The following is a 959-nucleotide window of genomic DNA, read 5'->3' on the forward strand; positions in this document are numbered from 1 at the left end:
CGGAGGAAGGCGGAGGCGCGCTCGCCGATCACCGCGCAGGGCGCCATCGTGTTGCCCGTCGTGATCTCCGGCATGATCGAGCCGTCGGCGATGCGCAGCCCCTCCAGCCCGTAGACCTTCAGCCGCCCGTCGACGACCGACATCTCGTCCCGCCCCATCTTGCAGGTGCAGGTCTCGTGGAAATACGTCCCCGCCGCATTGCGCAGGAACTCCGTCATCTCCGCCTTCGGCAGCGGCCCCGGCATGACTTCCCGCTTGCGGTAGGGCGCGCAGAACTCGGAATTGCCGATCTCGCGGCACATCTCGATGCAGGCCAGCATCGCGTCGACATCCGTCTGAGCCGACAGGAAATTCGCCTCGATCACCGGCGCGTCGCGCCAGTCGGCCGAGCCCAGCCGCACCTCGCCGCGGCTGTCGGGACGCGCCAGCCCCGGCGCCAGCGTCCAGGCGCTGTCGGGCGCGGAGGGCAGCCCGTATTGCGGCCCCGTCACCTCCGAGCCGAAGGGGCATTCCTCCAGCACCGGCATCAGGTCGGGCGTCGGCAGATCCGGACGGCTCTTCCAGTAGAAGACGAATTCGGCGGCGTTGTTCCGGGGCGCCTCGGGCACGATGTACTCCCAGCAGCAGCCCGCCAGCAGGATGTGGTCCTGGAAGTTCTGCCCCACCCCCGGCAGGTGTTGCTTCACCTCGATCCCGTGCGCCGCCAGCTGCGCCGCGTCGCCCACGCCCGAGAGCATCAGCAGCTTCGGCGTGTTGATCGCCCCCGCCGAGAGGATCACCTCGGAGCTGGCGCCGACCGTGTACTGCCGCCCGCGGCGCACGAAGCTGACCCCGGTGGCGCGGCCGCCCTCGATCTCGATCTTCGCGGTCTCGGCGCAGAGCAGGATGTGCAGGTTCGCCCGGCCCATGAAGGGATGCAGGTAGGTCGCCGACATCGACACCCGCTGGTTGCCGTCCTG

General features: G+C 69.7%; 1 protein-coding gene. It reads right to left on the reverse strand.

Annotated features, from left to right (window positions below; translation table 11 throughout):
• A partial coding sequence (locus FGX59_RS37015; RefSeq protein ID WP_206078567.1) for a GMC family oxidoreductase occupies positions 1–959 on the reverse strand: 959 nt, incomplete at both ends.

The organism is Poseidonocella sp. HB161398 (assembly GCF_005870025.1).
Classification (GTDB): domain Bacteria; phylum Pseudomonadota; class Alphaproteobacteria; order Rhodobacterales; family Rhodobacteraceae; genus Mangrovicoccus.